The organism is Ancylobacter terrae, assembly GCF_045108345.1.
Lineage (GTDB): Bacteria > Pseudomonadota > Alphaproteobacteria > Rhizobiales > Xanthobacteraceae > Ancylobacter.
The window spans coordinates 89,513-104,805 of the sequence record NZ_JBJGXH010000004.1 but is presented as its reverse complement, the minus strand read 5'-3'; the positions used below and the strand labels follow the sequence as shown (position 1 = coordinate 104,805).

The following is a 15,293-nucleotide window of genomic DNA, read 5'->3' as shown; positions in this document are numbered from 1 at the left end:
GCCGCCTGAAACGAGGGGCGGCGCCGTGTGGCGGATTACTGCGAAAAACCGCCGCTGGAAGGCGCCGGAGCGCCGATCCATTGCGTGTTCTCGTGGCTGGCAGCGGGAGCCGGGGCGGGAGGGGCGACGCGCACCTGGGTCGGTGCGGCCTGAGCCGATTCCGCCGCGGCGGAGGCGGTGCTGGCCGCCGGCTTGGGCCGCGCCGCGACCGGCTTGGGCTGGGCGGGCGCACTCGCACGCGGGGCGGCGGGCTTCGGCCTGGCCCGGGTTTCCGCAACCGCGCCGGCCTGCGGATCGAAGCCGACATAGATGACGTACTTGTCGAGGATCGCCGGCTGCGGTCGGGGGAAGGTGACGTCCTCGGCCACATAGCTGAAATCGAGCTGCGTCACACCGGGGCCGATCTGGACCGGCACGGTATAGAGCTTGGTCCACACCGGCTTCGGCGTGGGGCCTTCCTCGACCACGGCAAGCCGGATCGGAACGGTCAGCGAGCCCCCGGTTCCCGCCGCCGCCGCGCCGGCGAGGACGCGCCCCTGAATGCCGACGCGGACGCGCATGTCCGGCGTCGTGAACTTGCACTCGCGGGCCCGCTGGCCCAGCGAGACCTGATAGCGCAGCGCGCCATCGGGCTTCTCGTTCACCTGCCAGGCCGACGCACCCGAGCGGACCTCGACCGGCGGGCAGTTGAAATCCGAATCGCCCGGCGCTCCGGCCCCCGCGGCCTGGGCCGTTTCGGCGACCGTGACGGTTTCCATGGTCGAGCCCGCGAAACCCTGGTTGGTGTTCGTGCTGCCGAGCGGACCGATCGGTGCGGAACCCGAACAGCCAGCCAGCAAGAGCCCGGCCAGCGTCGCGGTTATGGCGAAAAGCGCGGGAAGGCGCATTCCCGCGTCCGGTCGATGCATCAGGTCACTCCTCGACGGCGATCCCACGACTCCACCCTAAGGCAGCCAGCCGAAAGGGGCGGCAGGGTGGCAGAAGCGGCGGGAATTGTCATCCGCCGTTGGCGTTCGTCCCGGTCGGCCGGCCCGCAATGCTGACCAGCAGGTCGGAGTTGGCGGCGAGACGGCCTGCAACGCGGCGTATGTCGTCGAGAGTCACGGCCGCGACGAGCTCGTTGCGGCGGTCGATATAATCGATGCCTAGGTCATCCATCTGGATCTGCAGCAGCTGCGAGGCGACCTTCGACGACGAATCGAATCGCAGCGCGAACGAGCCGATCAGGTAGCTCTTCGCATCGGCGAGTTCCTGCTCGGTCGGCCCCTCGGCGAGCAGCTTGCGGTATTCCTGCTTGATGAGATCGATCGATTCCCCCGCGCGCTCGTTCTTCGTGGCCGTTCCGCCGAGGACCAGGCCGGTATGGTCGAGCGGCGCGAGGTGGCTGTAGACCGAGTAGGCCAGCCCGCGCTTTTCGCGGACCTCCTTGAACAGGCGCGAGGAGAAGGCGCTGCCACCCAGCATGTGGTTGAGCACGAAGGCGGGAATGAAATCGGGGTCGTTGCGCTTCAGGCCGAGACCTCCGAACGTGATCGAGGCCTGCGGCACGTCGATGTCGGTCACGATCGTCTCGCCGAGGCCTTGCGGCTGGATGTCGGCCACGGCGACCAGATCGGCCTTTGCCGGCAGCGACCCGAAGGTGCGGTCGAGAGCCGCGCCGAGCGTCTCCGGCGTGACGTCGCCGACCACGGCGATCTTCAGGTTGCTGCGCGCGATGACCCGGCGGGCATAGGCGACGAGATCGTCGCGGCCAATAGCGGGAACGCTCTCCAGCGTGCCGTCCACCGGGCGGCCATAGGCGTGGTTCGGGAAAGCCCGCGCCGACCAGGCGAGGTTCGCCAGCGTCGAGGGATCCGTGGAGCGCCGCCGCAGCGAGGCGAGTTGCCCCTGCCGGATTCGCTCGATCGCTTCCGCGTCGAACCGCGGCGCGGTCAGCGACAGGCGCAGCATGTCGAGCGCGGCATCGAGATTCTCGGACAGTGTGCGCACCGAGCCGCTCAGCGTATCCCGCGAGGCGTCAAAACGCAGCTCGATCGCCTTTTCGGCGAGCTTGTCCTGGAAGTCGCGCGAATTGAACTCGCCCGCCCCTTCGTCCAGCAGGGAGGACACCAGGCTGGCGACACCCGGCTTGTCCGCCGGATCTTGCGCCGCGCCGCCGACGAACGCGATCTCGACGGCGACGAGGGGCAGGGTGGTGTCATGGACGAGCCAAGCCTCGATACCCCCGGGGCTGATGACACGCTGGATCCGGGTGGTCTGGGACTGCGCCTTGGGGATCGAGAGCAATGCGAGGGTCATGAAGAGGGCCGATGCAAGAATGAGAAGAAGCCGCGCGGGGTTGGATGCCGATCTCACGAGCGCTTCTCCGGGGCCGGCGCGGGCTTGAGCAGCAGGCTCGTCACCGCCCGGTTCGCGACAAGAAAGCGCTGTGCGGCATTGCGGACCTGCTCGGCGGTCACGCTCTTGACGGCTTCGGGCCAGTTCTGCACATGCGCGATATCGGTCCCGGTCGTCAGGGAGGCGCCGTAAATGCGCGCCAGCGTCGCCTGGTTGTCCTGCGAATAGACCGCATCGGCCACGAGCCGCGTCTTGGCGCGGGCGAGTTCGGCGTCGTCCGGGCCCTTTGCGGCAATCTCGGCGATCACCGCGTCCGTTGCGGCCTCGAGCTTGTCGAGTTCGACGCCGGGGCGCGGGGAGGCCGAGACGCCGAACCGCGTGGCGTCGAGAGATGTCCCCTGATACCAGGCGCCGGCATTGGCGGCGAGGCCCTGGTCCGCGACGAGGCTGCGATAGAGGCGGCCGGTCGAGCCGCCGCCGAGAATCTGCGCCAGCACGTCGAGCGCCTCGGCCTCGTTGCCGTCGGCGGTCCGGTAGGAAGGTACCAGATAGGCACGCGAGAAATTCGGCTGCGCGACGCGGGCATCGGCGAGGCTGACACGCCGCTCGGCGCGTGATTCCGGTTCGGTCGGCCGCTGACGTTCGGGCACCTCGAAGCGCCGCGGAACCGGTCCGTAGTGCTGGTCGGCCAGCTTGCGGACATCCTCGGCGGTCACGTCGCCGGCCACGACGAGAACGGCGTTATTCGGCGTATAGAACCGGTTGTAGAACGACAGCGCGTCCTCGCGGTTCAGCTTCCGGATCTCGTCTTCCCACCCGATGATCGGATGGCTGTAGGGGTGGTTGGCGTACATCGCGGCCTGCGCGGCCTCGGCGAGCTGAGCGCCCGGATTGTTATCCGTGCGCATGCGCCGCTCTTCCAGAACCACGTCGCGCTCGGGCAACACGACCTCATCGGTGAGCACGAGGCCGGTCATGCGATCGGCCTCGAAAGCCATCACCTGGCCGAGATGCTCCTTCGCGACGCGTTGGAAATAGGCGGTGTAGTCCTGCGAGGTGAAGGCATTTTCCTGCCCGCCGAGTTGCGCCACGACTTGCGAGAACTCGCCCGCCGGGTGCTTCTGTGTCCCCTTGAACATGAGGTGTTCGAGGAAATGCGCGATGCCCGACTTGCCCGGCTGCTCGTCCGCCGACCCGACCCGATACCACACCATGTGCGTGACCACGGGCGCACGGTGATCGGGGATGACCACGACCTGCAGGCCGTTCGGCAGCGTGAATTCGGAGACGGCGGGCGCGGCAAGCGCGGATGGGGCCAGCGCGGTTGCGGCGCCGGCCGCGGCGATAAACAGGGCGGTCATCAGCTTTCCAGTGGTCGATCCGGTCACGTAGCCTATCCGAATTCGGGACATTGCGGGCGATAGCGTCGGCGCGGACTTACGAGATCCGCGGCCATGATCATCAGAGATAGGGGATCATCGTCCGGAAGCCGCATCAATCCCGTGTTACCCGGCATGGCGCGGTCACGCGAGCCGGCAACGGCTCGGGCGGCAATCGCGAAGGGACGGGCGCACATCCCGTTCCCCCGACGTAGGCGAAGCACGCCGATGCCGGAAGCCGCCTCCGATATCGCTTCAGGAGGCGACGCGACGCACAATCAGGAACGCCACGCGATCAGTTGCGTGTCTTGTTCTTCTGGCTCGCATCGAACCAGTCCGACGGCGACCAGGTCTTGTCCTTGCGGTCCTCGACCACGCCGTAGGGCGCATTGGTGGCCGGCGTCTGGTAGCCCGGCGGCGGCTGGGTCAGGCTGTCGCGGTCGGGCTCGCCGGCGAACACCATCGGCTGTTCGGTCTTCTTGTTGCCCCACCCGGTGAAGTCGAGAAACTTGGGGTGCAGCCAGTCTCTCTGCTCGTCGGCAGGCTTCACCGGTGCTCGACGCGCACCGGGGGAGGCATGACCCCGCGCCATCTCGCTCGGGCTGAGCGCCTTCGCATCGGCGCGGGCGTCATCGATCTGCGTGCGCGGCTTGCGCTTCTGCTCCGCCCGCTCCTTTTCGCGACGGCTGACGTCGGCGTCCTTCGGCCAGGCCGGATCGGACGCGACCGTCGACGCATCGCGCGGAGGCGGCAGCATGTCGGGCGAAGGCGGCACCACCAGCGGCGCGCGCTCGCGATAGTCGATATCGGGGGCATCGCGCGGGGCAAGGCCGATATTGGACAGGATCGTCTGGGTGAGATCCTCCTGCGCCGAGGCGCGCGGGGCGCTGAAGATCAGGAGCGAAACGCCGGCAAGGGCGATCACGGCCCCACGCGCAGACGTCCCGACGCGGGCCCGAACCGGATGGTGCGCACTCGTCGTGGCATCGTGCATGAGCTTGTCTCCCGGCACGCAACTCCCCGCAGGGAGTCCTTGGGTCGATGAAGCGAGGTTCAACGAGTTTCATCGGAGGGCGGCGAATTTACGGCGCGCCCGGAAAAGGAATCGTACAGGAGCAGGCCGACGCCGGCAACGATGGCGACATCCGACAGGTTGAACACGTACCAGTAGAAGCCGAAAGCGTGCAGCGACACGAAGTCGAACACCGCGCCATAGGCCACGCGGTCGATCGCATTGCCAAGCGCGCCACCGATCAGCAGGCCGAGCGCCACCGCCTCGGTCCTGCGCTCGACACGGGCGAGCCAGATCCAGAAAACGACGGCCGCTACGATCTTCAAGCCCCCGAGCAGCCACCAGCCGTCGATCCCCTGCTCGAACAGGCCGTAGCTGATGCCGGTGTTCCAGGCCCGCACGATATCGAGGAAGGGCAGCACATGCACGATCCCGCTCTCGCCGAAATCGACGCCGTGCAGCACCGCCAGCTTGCTGATCTGGTCGATGGCCAGCGCCGCTACGGCATAGACGGCGCCGGTGCGCGTCAGCGGTCCGGTGAGAGGAAGTCTCACGATGGCGTCATTCCGCGGCCCGCCGTGCCGTCGCCAGTTCGCGCAGGGCCTGCGCGTCCCGCGGCGTCACGTCGGGATAATCCGGGTCGGTGCCGACCAGCGGCGATATCTTCCACGACCGGGCGCATTTGTGGCCTTCCGCTTTCACGGGAACCACGGCGACGCCGGGCACGTCCGGAAGCCGGAAGGCGTCCTTCGGTCCTTCGTCCGGCATGAGATGTGCGTCGGAGGTGATGCAGGCCTCGGCGAGGTCGACGGCGCTCACGGCGGCGAACAGGTTGGGATCGGAGACGTGCACGATCGGCGCGGCCTCGAGGCTCGAGCCGATGCGCTTCGCCGCGCGCTCGATCTCGAGGGCGCCGAGCACGACGCGGCGGACCAGGCGGATCTGGCGCCATTCATCCGCCAACACCTCGTCGCGCCATTTGGCGGGCGTCTCGGGGAAGGTCTCCAGATGCACCGAACCATCCTCCGACGGATAGCGGGCGAGCCAGGTTTCCTCCGCCGTGAACGGCAGGATCGGCGCGAGCCAGACCACAAGGCGCCGGAACACCTCGTCCAGCACGGTGAGACAGGCCCGCCGCGTGACCGAGGAGATCGGATCGCAGTAGAGCGCGTCCTTGCGCACGTCGAAATAGAAGGCTGAAAGCTCCGTCGTCATGAACGACGACAGCACGGCGTGGACGCGCTTGAAGTCGAACGCTGCGTAGGCCTCGCGCACCGTGCCGTCCAGCTCGACCAGCCGATGCAGCACCATGCGTTCCAGCGCCGGCATCTGCGCGAAGGCGATGCGCTCGCTTTCGCGGTAGTGGCACAGGCTGCCGAGCAGCCAGCGCAGCGTGTTGCGCAGCTTGCGGTAGGTCTCGACCGTGGTCTTCAGGATCTCCGGGCCGATGCGCAGGTCGTCCGCATAGTCGGACGCGCACACCCACAGGCGCAGTATGTCGGCGCCGGAGTTCTTGATCACCTCCTGCGGCGCGACCACGTTGCCCACCGATTTCGACATCTTGCGCCCCTGCTCGTCGAGCACGAAGCCATGCGTCAGCACGACATCGTAAGGGGGGCGGCCGCGCGTGCCGCAGCTCTCGAGCAGCGAGGAATGGAACCAGCCGCGGTGCTGGTCCGAGCCTTCCAGATACATCACCCGGTCGGGGCCGCCCGAGAAGGCGCGATCCACCTTGAGGTCGTCGCGCACCTCCAGCGTGAAGGCGTGGGTCGAGCCGGAATCGAACCAGACGTCCAGGATGTCGTCGACCTTGCTCCATTCATTGGAGCTGTAGTCGCTGCCGAGGAAGCGTTGCGCCGCGCCTTCCTTGTACCAGGCGTCGGCGCCTTCGCTGGCGAAGGCCTCAGTGATGCGCGCATTGACTTTCGCATCGCGCAGGATCTCGACCGTGCCGTCGCCCTTGTCCTTGACGAAGACGGCGATCGGTACGCCCCAGGCGCGCTGGCGCGAGACCACCCAGTCGGGCCGGTTCTCGATCATGCCGTTGATGCGGTTGCGGCCGGTCTCGGGAACCCAGTCGACGCCGGCGATGCCGCCGAGCGCCCGGGCCCGCAGCGTGTCGCCGGGCGTCGTCGTGCCGTCTGCCGCCGCGATGTCCTTGTCCATCGCGATGAACCATTGCGGCGTGTTGCGGAAGATGATCGGCGCCTTCGAGCGCCAGGAATGGGGGTATTGGTGCTTCAGCCGGCCGCGCGCGATCAGCGCACCGGCGCCGGCGAGCGCCTTGATGACGACGTCGTTGGCGTCGCCGTCCTTGCCCTTGTCGTCCATCACCCGGTGGCCGGCGAAGAGCGGGACATGATCGTAATAGCGCCCGTCGGGGCCGACCGTATGCGGGACCTCGCCGAGCTTCTCGGCGATGTAGAGGTTGAAGTCGTCGGCGCCGTGGCCGGGCGCGATATGGACGAAGCCGGTGCCGGTGTCATCGGTGACGAAGTCGCCCGCCACCACCGGCACGCAGAAGTCGAAATAGCTTCCCGCTCCCTCCACGCCGCGCAGCGGATGGGCGCAGACGAGATGGGTGGGATCAACCTCCTTGCGGCGCTCATAGCCGGTCACGCGGGCTGCCTTGAACACCTCGGGCGCGAGCTTGTCGGCCAGGATGAAGTGCTCGCCGACCTTGGCCCAGTTGTCGGCCGGGGCCTCGGTCACCTCGTAGACGGCATAGGTGACGTCCTTCGAGAAGGCGATGGCGCGGTTGCCCGGGATGGTCCAGGGCGTGGTCGTCCAGATGACGATCGCGGCAGCCTCATAGGAGGGGAACAGGTGGATGTCGTCGGCCTTCTCCGGCGCCTGCAGGCCGGCCGGGTCGCCGCCATGCGTCGAGTTGCGCTCGCGATAGCCGGTGACCGGGAACTTCACGAAGATGGTCGTCGAGGTGTGGTCGTGATATTCGACCTCGGCCTCGGCCAGCGCCGTCTTCTCGACCACCGACCACATCACCGGCTTCGAGCCGCGATAGAGCAGCCCGTTGGTAGCGAATTTCATGATCTCGCGCGCGATCTGCGCCTCGGCGTCGAAGCTCATTGTCGCATAGGGGTGCGCCCAGTCGCCCTCGACGCCGAGCCGCTTGAATTCCTCGCGCTGCACGTCGAGCCAGTGCTCGGCATAGGCGCGGCATTCCTGCCGGAACGCGACCATCGCCTGCGCATCCGCGAAGTCGGGCTTCACCTTGCCCTTCTTGCGGTAGGTCTCTTCCTCGATCTTCCATTCGATCGGCAGGCCGTGGCAATCCCAGCCCGGGACATAGTTGGAGTCATGGCCGAGCGCGCCCTGCGAGCGCACCACGACGTCCTTCAGGATCTTGTTGAGCGCGTGGCCGATATGGATGTTGCCGTTGGCGTAGGGAGGGCCATCGTGCAGCACGAAGCGCGGACGGCCTGCGGCCATCTGGCGCTGGCGGCCATAGAGCCCGATCCGCGCCCATCGCGCCAGCAGGTCCGGTTCCTTCTGGGGCAGCCCGGCCCGCATCGGAAAGTCGGTCTGCGGCAGGAACAGGGTCGAGGAATAGTCGTGGCCAGCCGGGCTCGCCGCCTCGTCCACGGTTCGACCATCGCTGTTGCGGCTCGTCATGACGCGCTCCTTCGCTCGCCGCGAGGTTTAAGCGCAGCGGCAGGGCGGTGCAAGCGCGCGTTCGGCCGGTTCAGGCCCCGAGAACACGGCGCGCTGCGGCGCTGTCCGCATCCATCTGGACGATGAGCGCGTCGACGCTGTCGAATTTGAGCTCCGGCCGGAGATAGGCGTGAAAGGCGACGCGCAGTCTCTTGCCATAGAGGTCGCCCGCGAAGTCGAACACGAACACTTCGAGCCGCGGGGCGCCGTCGTCGAAGGTTGGCCGCCGGCCGAAGCTCGCCACGGCGGCATGGCGCACACCGTCGATCTCGGCGGTGACGGCGTAAATGCCGTGGGCGAGCGCGATCGTCGGATCGAGCCGCATATTGGCGGTCGGATAGCCGAGCTCGCGCCCCCGCTTGTCGCCGTGGATCACCTTCGCCTCGACCTCGAACGGGCTGCCGAGCATGTGGGCAGCCTGCTCCACGCGCCCCTGCGCCAGGGCGGCGCGGATGGCGCTGGACGATATCTGCGCGCCCTCGTCGAGCAGCGGCGGTACGATTTCCACTCGGAAACCGTGGCGCGGCCCCGCTTCCCGCAGGAAGGAGGGTGAACCGCCGCGTCCCTTGCCGAAATGAAAGTCGAAGCCGGCCACCACCATTGCGGCACCCAGTTGTCCGGCCAGGATGTCGGCGACGAAGCCCTCGGCGTCCTTTGCCGCCAGAGCCGCATCAAAGGCGAGCACCACCGCGCCGTCGAGACCGGTCTCCGCGAGGCGGGCCAGCTTGATCGGTTCGGGTGTCAGGCGGAACAGGGCTTCGCCGGGGCGGAAGAAGGCGCGCGGATGCGGCTCGAAGGTCAGCGCCAGCGCCGGCCGCCCGAGCGAGCGCGCCTGTTCGACGGCGGTGGCGATCACCGCCCGGTGGCCGCGATGCACCCCGTCGAAGTTTCCGATCGCGACGACCGGATGGGCGAGGATGGGGGGAAGGGGATCGCCGTCGCGAAGGACGGTGAAGGGAAAGCGGGAGCGGCTGGTCATGCGAGGTGCTGTCATTCGGGGTCGGCAAGCTCGCGCAGAGGCGGGGGCGCGTCAACCGCGCCGACATCTCCGCCACGCTCAGCCGGCGGGCGTCTCCTTGGGACGCGGCGGCACGGAGACCTCCGCCTCGCCGTCCAGCACCACCTTGCCGTCGACCAGCGCCTCGCAGGAAAGCCGCACGCGCCGGCCCTGCGGGTTGAGCTCGACCACTTCGACGATGATCGAGACCACGTCCCCGATCTTGACCGGGGCATGGAAGTTCAGCGTCTGCGAGCGGTAGACCGCGCCGGGCCCCGGCAGGCGGGTGCCGAGAACCGCCGAGATCAGGCTCGCCGTATAGAGGCCGTGGGCGATGCGCTGGCCGAAGCGCGTCGTCGCCGCGTACATCTCGTTGAGATGGATCGGGTTGTCGTCGCCGGACAGCTTGGCGAATCCGACCACGTCCTCGTCCATCACCGTGCGCATCAGCGTCTCGCGCTGGCCGACGGTGAGGTCCTCGAAATAGAGGACGCGGATGGCCTTCAGATTGAGCGGCGCGTTCATGGCAGTGACACCTCGCAAGGGGCGCGAGTGTGCTCATGCGTCCGTATCCGCCGCAATGCAACAAAGGTGCGAGAAAAGGTCCGTGATGCTGACTGACCCGCTGGCGCGCCGCTACCAGGCAAGGCGCGTCGTCACCGCCGTCGGCAGCGCGGGGGCGTCTTCGAACAGACGCACGAGCGCGGCCGGATCGGCCTCCTGCCCGTGGTCGAGCCCCAGTTCGAAAGCGTGGATGCCCGCGGCGACGAACAGGCAGTCGATCCCCGCGCCGTGGGCGCCGGCGATGTCCGTGCGGAGCGCGTCGCCGATGGCGATCACCCGCTGGCGCGCGACGGGCGCCCCGCGCAGCCGCTCGGAGGCTGCCAGCGCCGCGTCGTAGATCGGCGCGTGCGGCTTGCCGCAATAGACCACCGCGCCGCCGAGCGCTTCATAGGCCTCCGCGAGGGCGCCGGCGCACCAGATCAGCTCGCCGCCGCGCTCCACGACGATGTCGGGATTCGCGCAGATGAATTCGAGCCCGCGCCCGCGCGCCTGCGCCAGGGTTTCCGCGTAATGGTCCGGCGTCTCGACCGTATCGTCGAACAGGCCGGTGCAGACGATGAGATCGGCCTCCTCGAGGCCGGTGCGCGCGACCGGAAGGTCGTCATAGATGCCGAGGTCGCGATCCGGTCCCAGATGGTAGACGCGGGCATCCGTGCGCCCCCGCAGCAGGGACTTCGTGACGTCGCCGGAGGTCACGATCGCATCCCACGCGGTGCGCGGCACGCCGAATCCGTCGAGTATCGTTGCGACGCCGTCGTTGGGCCGCGGCGCGTTGGAAACCAGCACGACCGTGGCGCCCGCCTCCCGCGCCCGCGTCAGCGCCTCCCCGGCCGCCTGCGAGGCAACGGCGCCGTTGTGCAGCACCCCCCAGACATCGCAGAGGATGACGTCGTAGCGCGGCGCGAGGCGCGCGAAGGAGGCGACCGGGACGAGGGCTTCGGGAACGCGAGAGGATGTGGCCATCCGCGCGAATTGCCACGCCTTGCCGCGATGCACAAGGCCTGCACTGGCGACGGGAGAGGGCGCGGCCACGGGCGGGGTATCTCCCGACCTTTCGCGGTCGGCGCCGCCCCGGCGCGGCAGCCGCGACTAGTGCGCCTCGTCCCAGTTCGCGGCCGCGCGGGCATCCACCTTGAGCGGGACGCTGAGGTTCACAGCCGGCAGGGCTGCGTGCTCCATCACACCCGCCACGAGGGGCAGGGTGGCCTCGATCTCGTCGTCCGGCACCTCGAACACCAGTTCGTCGTGGACCTGCAGCAGCATGCGGGCCGAGAGCGTCGCCGTGGCCAGCGCCGGCTCCATCCGCACCATCGCCCGCCGGATGATGTCGGCCGCCGTGCCCTGAAGACGCGCATTGATCGCCGCCCGCTCGTTGAAGGCGCGGATCGAGGGGTTCTTGGCGTTGATGTCCGGGTAGTGGCAGCGCCGACCGAACAATGTCTCGACATAGCCGTGCTCGCGGGCAAAGGCCCGCGTCTCGTCCATATAGGCGCGGATGCCCGGGAAGCGCTCGAAATAGCGCTTGATGTAGGCCCCCGCCTCCTCGCGCGGGATCGAGAGCTGGTTGGCGAGGCCGAATGCGGAGATGCCGTAGATGATGCCGAAATTGATCGCCTTGGCACGCCGGCGCACTTCCGCGGGCATGCCGACGATCGGCACGCCGAACATCTCGGAGGCGGTCATGGCGTGGATGTCGAGCCCGTCCTGGAAGGCCTGGCGCAGCGAGGGGGTGTCGGCGATCTCGGCCAGCAGGCGCAGCTCGATCTGCGAATAGTCGGCCGAGACCAGCTTGTGGCCGGGGCTCGCCACGAAGGCCTTGCGGATCTTGCGCCCTTCCTCGGTGCGCACCGGGATGTTCTGCAGGTTCGGGTCGGAGGAGGAGAGGCGCCCCGTCGTGGTCGCCGCCAGCGCGTAGCTGGTGTGGACGCGATGCGTCTGCGGGTTCACGAAGGTCGGCAAGGCGTCGGCATAGGTCGATTTCAGCTTCTGCAGCTGGCGCCAGTCGAGGATCCGGCGGGGCAATGCGTGGCCCTGCTCGGCGAGTTCCTCCAGCACGTCGGCACCCGTGGACCAGGCGCCGGTCGGCGTCTTGCGGCCGCCCGGGATCTGCATCTTGCCGAACAGGATGTCGCCGAGCTGCTTCGGCGAGCCGGGATTGAAGCTTTCCCCGGCCATCTCGCCGATCTCGGCTTCCAGCCGCGCCATCCCTTGCGCGAACTCGCCGGAGAGGCGCGAGAGCATCTGCCGGTCGATGGAGATGCCGTGGCGCTCCATGCGGCCCAGCGTCGTCACCATCGGCCGTTCCAGCGTCTCGTAGACGGTGGCCTTGCCCTCGGCCACGAGGCGAGGCTGCAGCGCGCGCCAGAGCCGCAGCGTGACGTCGGCATCCTCGGCGGCATAGGCGGTCGCGCGGTCGATGGCGACGCGGTCGAAGGTCACCGCGGTCTTCCCCTTGCCGGCGACCTCCTCGTATTTGATCGGCGTATGCCCGAGCCAGCGGACCGACAGCGGGTCCATGCCGTGCGGCGAAGCACCGGCATCGAGCACATAGGAAATCAGCATCGTGTCATCGTACGGCCCGACATCGATGCCGTGGCGGCTCAGCACCAGCCAGTCATATTTGAGGTTCTGGCCGATCTTGAGCACGGCCGGGTCTTCCAGCAGTGGCTTCAGCGTGGCGATCGCCGCCTCGAGCGGGATCTGGCCCGGCAGCAGCCCCTCGCTGAACAGCCCGTCCCCGGCCCCGACATGCTGGAGCGGGATGTAGCAGGCCTCGTTCGGCGCGACCGCCAGCGACGCCCCGACCAGATCGGCCTGCATCGCGTCGAGCGAATTGGTTTCGGTATCGATCGCCACGATTCCGACGTCCGTCGCACGGGCGACCCACGCCCGCAGCCGCTCGAGGGTCGTCACCGTCTCATATGTCGTCCGGTCGACCGGGGTGGCGGTCGCCTCGGCGATACGGGCGGCGGCATGGGTCGCGGGTCTATATCCCGCGCTCTCTCCACGGCCGGGCGCCTGCGCGGATCCGTTCGTCTCAGTCTCGGCGCCGGCGGCCGGATTCGTGTCCTCGATCAGCTCGGCGGGATCGGCGCTGCCGCCCGCCTTCAGCCGGCGATCGGCCTCGATCGCGGCGGCCTCGACCGCATAAGTCTCGGCGACGCGGCGCGTCAGCGTGGTGAACTCCATCGCCTTCAGGAAGGCGATCAGACGCTTGCCCTCGGGCTGGACGACCGCGATGTCGTCGAGCGGCACGTCGAGCGCGACGTCGCGCTTGAGCGTGACGAGCTCGCGCGAGAGCCGGGCTTGGTCGGCGAATTCGATCAGGTTTTCCCGCCGCTTGGTCTGCTTGATCTCGGGCGCGCGGGCGAGCAGCGTGTCGAGGTCGCCATATTCGGCGAGGAGCTGCGCGGCGGTCTTGATGCCGATACCCGGCACGCCCGGCACGTTGTCGACCGAATCGCCGGCGAGCGATTGCACGTCGATCACCTTGTCCGGGCTGACGCCGAACTTCTCGAACACCTCGTCGATGCCGATCGGCTTGTCCTTCATCGGGTCGTAGAGCCGCACCCGCTCGTCGACCAGCTGCATCAGGTCCTTGTCGGAGGAGATGATGGTAACCCGCGCGCCGCGCGCCTTGGCCTCTTCGGCATAGGTCGCCATCAGATCGTCGGCCTCGTACTTGTCCTGCTCGACGCAGGCGAGGTCGAAGGCCCGGGTCGCTTCCCGAATGAGCGGGAACTGCGGGATCAGGTCCTCCGGCAGGTCCGGGCGCTGCGCCTTGTAGAGCGGGTAGATGTCCTTGCGGAAGGTCTGCTCGCTCTTGTCGAACACCACCGCGAGATGGGTCGGCGCAGGCTGGAAGCCGACATGCTCCGCGCTCGACCGCACCAGCTTCCACAGCATGTTGCAGAAGCCCGCGACCGCGCCGATGGGCAGCTTGTCGGAGGTTCGCGTGAGCGGCGGCAGGGCGTGATAGGCGCGGAAGATATAGGCCGAGCCGTCGATCAGGACGACGTGGTCGCCGGCATCAACGGGGTCGGCCTCAGGCGTGGTGACGGGCATCGCTCGCTCCGGTTCGGGCGCGCACGATGCCGAAGCCCAAGGCGGGCGGCAAGCCCGCCGTCACGCGTTCGCTATCCGGGCGGCAAGCCCGCCGTCACGTGTCAGATGTCGGGCGGCAACCCGCCGTCACGCGTTTGCTATTCGGGCGGCAAGCCCGCCGTCCGTCTCTGCCGCGCCTATTCCGCCGGCTGCAGGGCGGGCTTGCTGCGGTTTTCCAGCCGGAACATCGCCGGCCGCTCGAACAGGAAGCGCAGCCGGGTGTTGCGCACCAGCGCGTGGAAGATCAGAGGCGTCACCACCGCGACCACCGTCACGATCAGCGAGACGACGCCGATGTCCGCGATGAGCCCGGTCTTCAGCAGCACGGTGCGGGTGATCGCCATCGGCAGGAAGAAGGCGAGATAGACCACGATGGAGTTCCGCCCGGCATATTCCAGCCAGCCGAAGGCGCCGGAACGGGCCAGCAGCGCGCTGATGATGATCACCGCTACCGCACCGATGAAGCCGAGCGCGAGCGCGATGCCCGGCAGCCGCGCATAACCCTCGAACACCAGCCAGCCGTTCACCGCGCCCCAAACCGCGAGAAAGGCGAGGCCCAGCACCGGCGCGTTCTGCGCCCGCGCCGCGAAGCGGAAGGCGAAGGGGGCGAAGGCGTAGCCGGCGTAGAAATAGACGAAGCGCTCGCAGAATTCGTCGATCACCGTCCAGCCGGTCTCGACGGTCGCCATCTCGAGGCCGGCGCCGATCACCAGCATGACCCAGATCGGGACATTGCGGGTGAGCTTCACCACCACGAAGAAGATCGGCAGCAGGTAGATGAACCACAGCGTCCCGAACGGCTCGATATAGGCGAGGAAATACTGCCCGACGACGCCGAGCACGCCATGTTCGGCGGCCAGCCCCGGCGCCTTGAAGGCGAACTGGATCGTCACCCAGATCACGTAGAAATAGGCGAAATGCACCACCTTGCGGTCGAGATAGGTGCGCCAGTCGCGGTCGATCACCCGCGAGAGGAAAAGTCCCGAGATCAGGAAGAAGTCCGGCATCCGGAACGGGCGGGCGAACTCGACGACATAGCCCATGAAGCCGGTCGCCTCCGCCGCCTCCTGCGTGCCGAGCGTCGAGTGCATCATCACCACGAAGACGATGCAGAAGCCCTTGGCCATGTCGACCCAGTCGACGCGCGGGGCCGAAGGCGTGCTGACATGGGGTGCCGGCATGGTCGACTTTCCCGATATCTGTCCCGGAATGGGGCGGTTGCGGTGTA

The 15,293-nt window shown here is 68.1% G+C and carries 11 protein-coding genes; all 11 read right to left on the bottom strand.

Annotated elements, in window-relative coordinates:
• Positions 1-35: 35 nt before the first annotated feature.
• Entirely contained in the window at positions 36-887 is an 852-nt protein-coding gene (locus ACEUEL_RS18980) for a hypothetical protein (protein ID WP_405708710.1), read from the bottom strand.
• 109 nt (positions 888-996) lie between these two features.
• Positions 997-2,298: a M16 family metallopeptidase gene (locus ACEUEL_RS18975; protein ID WP_405708707.1), complete on the bottom strand. Its 1,302-nt coding sequence runs from the start codon at positions 2,296-2,298 to the stop codon at positions 997-999.
• Between the two features lie 53 nt (positions 2,299-2,351).
• A complete protein-coding gene (locus ACEUEL_RS18970) occupies positions 2,352-3,698 on the bottom strand; it encodes a M16 family metallopeptidase (protein ID WP_405708704.1) in 1,347 nt (448 codons plus the stop codon).
• Between the two features lie 313 nt (positions 3,699-4,011).
• Positions 4,012-4,641, bottom strand: coding sequence for a hypothetical protein (locus tag ACEUEL_RS18965; RefSeq protein WP_405708701.1), 630 nt, complete (start codon positions 4,639-4,641; stop codon positions 4,012-4,014).
• Between the two features lie 128 nt (positions 4,642-4,769).
• Positions 4,770-5,282 carry a signal peptidase II gene (gene lspA, locus ACEUEL_RS18960; RefSeq protein WP_405708698.1) on the bottom strand — a complete coding sequence of 171 codons (513 nt, stop codon included), beginning with the start codon at positions 5,280-5,282 and terminating at the stop codon, positions 4,770-4,772.
• A gap of 7 nt (positions 5,283-5,289) precedes the next feature.
• Positions 5,290-8,361 (bottom strand): isoleucine--tRNA ligase, encoded by a 3,072-nt coding sequence (ileS, locus tag ACEUEL_RS18955; protein WP_405708695.1) that lies wholly within the window; start codon positions 8,359-8,361, stop codon positions 5,290-5,292.
• 70 nt (positions 8,362-8,431) lie between these two features.
• Positions 8,432-9,379 carry a bifunctional riboflavin kinase/FAD synthetase gene (locus tag ACEUEL_RS18950; protein WP_405708692.1) on the bottom strand — a complete coding sequence of 316 codons (948 nt, stop codon included), beginning with the start codon at positions 9,377-9,379 and terminating at the stop codon, positions 8,432-8,434.
• Positions 9,380-9,457: 78 nt separating this feature from the next.
• Positions 9,458-9,922: a MaoC family dehydratase gene (locus ACEUEL_RS18945; protein WP_405708689.1), complete on the bottom strand. Its 465-nt coding sequence runs from the start codon at positions 9,920-9,922 to the stop codon at positions 9,458-9,460.
• A 111-nt stretch (positions 9,923-10,033) separates the two neighbouring features.
• Positions 10,034-10,924 (bottom strand): TIGR01459 family HAD-type hydrolase, encoded by an 891-nt coding sequence (locus ACEUEL_RS18940; protein WP_405708686.1) that lies wholly within the window; start codon positions 10,922-10,924, stop codon positions 10,034-10,036.
• Between the two features lie 126 nt (positions 10,925-11,050).
• Entirely contained in the window at positions 11,051-14,026 is a 2,976-nt protein-coding gene (polA, locus tag ACEUEL_RS18935) for a DNA polymerase I (protein ID WP_405708683.1), read from the bottom strand.
• 176 nt (positions 14,027-14,202) lie between these two features.
• Positions 14,203-15,246: an acyltransferase family protein gene (locus ACEUEL_RS18930; protein ID WP_405708680.1), complete on the bottom strand. Its 1,044-nt coding sequence runs from the start codon at positions 15,244-15,246 to the stop codon at positions 14,203-14,205.
• Positions 15,247-15,293 lie beyond the last annotated feature (47 nt).

Bases quoted from the DNA above. Each gene is read 5' to 3' on its own strand.
- ACEUEL_RS18930 (WP_405708680.1), bottom strand. From the start codon at position 15,246: ATGCCGGCACCCCATGTCAGCACGCCTTCGGCCCCGCGCGTCGACTGG.
- polA (WP_405708683.1), bottom strand. From the start codon at position 14,026: ATGCCCGTCACCACGCCTGAGGCCGACCCCGTTGATGCCGGCGACCAC.
- ACEUEL_RS18950 (WP_405708692.1), bottom strand. From the start codon at position 9,379: ATGACCAGCCGCTCCCGCTTTCCCTTCACCGTCCTTCGCGACGGCGAT.
- ileS (WP_405708695.1), bottom strand. From the start codon at position 8,361: ATGACGAGCCGCAACAGCGATGGTCGAACCGTGGACGAGGCGGCGAGC.
- ACEUEL_RS18945 (WP_405708689.1), bottom strand. From the start codon at position 9,922: ATGAACGCGCCGCTCAATCTGAAGGCCATCCGCGTCCTCTATTTCGAG.
- ACEUEL_RS18970 (WP_405708704.1), bottom strand. From the start codon at position 3,698: ATGACCGCCCTGTTTATCGCCGCGGCCGGCGCCGCAACCGCGCTGGCC.
- ACEUEL_RS18940 (WP_405708686.1), bottom strand. From the start codon at position 10,924: ATGGCCACATCCTCTCGCGTTCCCGAAGCCCTCGTCCCGGTCGCCTCC.
- ACEUEL_RS18980 (WP_405708710.1), bottom strand. From the start codon at position 887: ATGCGCCTTCCCGCGCTTTTCGCCATAACCGCGACGCTGGCCGGGCTC.
- ACEUEL_RS18975 (WP_405708707.1), bottom strand. From the start codon at position 2,298: ATGACCCTCGCATTGCTCTCGATCCCCAAGGCGCAGTCCCAGACCACC.